Raw genomic sequence first — 432 nt, 5'->3', positions numbered from 1 at the left:
AACCATGGAACGACGTAAATTCATGATCGGGATCGGATCGCTCGCTGCCGGCTCGGCAGCTGCAACAGGCAGGGTGCGTTCACCGCGATGAGCACAAGTCGGGACTCAAATATTAATGTGACCTCCGACGATAGCGCTCTGATTGCTCTCAGCGACACGGAGGAAAGTGGTGAAATCATCCGACAGAACGGCCAGGGCGAGCTCGTTATTGATTTCACTGCAAACGGTAGTGCGGATGGAGTTAACCCTAATTCCAGGTATCAAATCGGTGAGGTTGAAGCGAATGAGGCCGCCACTGATCCTGTCTATAACGATCTTTTCAGCCAGACTCCGTACGATAAGCCTGCATTCAACGTAAAAAATCAGAGTTCCGAAGAACGAGAGGTGAAATTAGAGTACACCACCGACAGCGTCGACGAAGATACCAATAGC

Annotated in this window: 1 protein-coding gene; it reads left to right on the top strand. The window is 50.9% G+C overall.

Features of this window, described 5'->3' with window-relative positions; genetic code table 11:
• Nucleotides 1–117: 117 nt before the first annotated feature.
• A partial coding sequence (locus EXE41_RS18835) for a hypothetical protein (RefSeq protein WP_137691813.1) occupies nt 118–432 on the top strand: 315 nt, incomplete at its 3' end.

This window comes from Halorubrum sp. SD690R, assembly GCF_005435035.1.
In the GTDB taxonomy this organism is placed as follows: Archaea; Halobacteriota; Halobacteria; order Halobacteriales; family Haloferacaceae; genus Halorubrum; species Halorubrum ezzemoulense.
This window is presented reverse-complemented; position numbering and strand designations above follow the sequence as displayed.